General features: G+C 62.1%; 1 protein-coding gene and 1 pseudogene. Both read left to right on the top strand.

Annotated elements, in window-relative coordinates:
* Window positions 1-444: pseudogene (locus tag F0169_RS27210) on the top strand (nitrite reductase (NAD(P)H)); the annotation flags it as partial.
* Window positions 444-806 carry a nitrite reductase small subunit NirD gene (gene nirD / locus F0169_RS27205; protein WP_122250131.1) on the top strand — a complete coding sequence of 121 codons (363 nt, stop codon included), beginning with the start codon at window positions 444-446 and terminating at the stop codon, window positions 804-806. The pseudogene F0169_RS27210 and the gene nirD, both read left to right, overlap by 1 nt.
* Window positions 807-839: the final 33 nt, after the last annotated feature.

Here is an 839-nt window from a genome sequence, read left to right as displayed (position 1 = left end):
GGCTGGAACCTGTACATTGCGGGCAACGGCGGCATGCGCCCACGCCATGCCGAGCTGTTCGCCACCGACCTCGACGACGCCACGCTGATCCAGTACATCGACCGTTTTCTGATGTTCTACATCCGCACCGCCGACAAATTGCAGCGCACCTCGGTATGGCGCGAAAGCCTCGACGGCGGCCTCGACTTTCTCAAAGACGTGATATTGCACGACAGCCTCGGGCTGGGCGCCGAGCTTGAAGCGCAGATGCAACTGGTGGTCGACCGCTATGAATGCGAGTGGGCCAACGCCCTCAAAGACCCGGAAAAACTCAAGCGCTTCCGCACCTTCGTCAACGACAAACGCCCCGACCCGGACATCCACTTTGTTCAGGAGCGTGGCCAGCGCCGCCCGATCATGGCGAGCGAACTGAACCTGATTCCCGTCATCGAGGAGATTGCCTGATGAGTTCATCCAACATTCAGCCCAACCTGGCCACGTGGAAAAGCGTGTGCACTGAGCAAGACCTGGTGAGCAACTCCGGCGTAGTGGTGTGGCTCGACGGCGCGCAAGTGGCGCTGTTTTACCTGCCGGGCGCGCAAGAACAGCGCCTGTACGCCATCGACAACCATGACCCGGAGTCCGGGGCGAACGTGATCGGTCGCGGGCTGGTCGGCAGCATCAAGGGTGACCTGGTGGTGGCGGCGCCGATCTACAAGCAGCATTATCGCTTGCACGATGGCCAATGCCTCGAGGCGCCGGATCAGCGCCTGCGCGTGTGGCCGGTGCGGTTGAACGCCGGGCTGGTGGAGTTGGGCGTGGACTGAGTGTGGCAGCCCCATGATTGGTTAGCTCAAGCC

The sequence above is a fragment of the Pseudomonas kitaguniensis genome (assembly GCF_009296165.1).
GTDB lineage: Bacteria > Pseudomonadota > Gammaproteobacteria > Pseudomonadales > Pseudomonadaceae > Aquipseudomonas > Aquipseudomonas kitaguniensis.
This window is presented reverse-complemented; position numbering and strand designations above follow the sequence as displayed.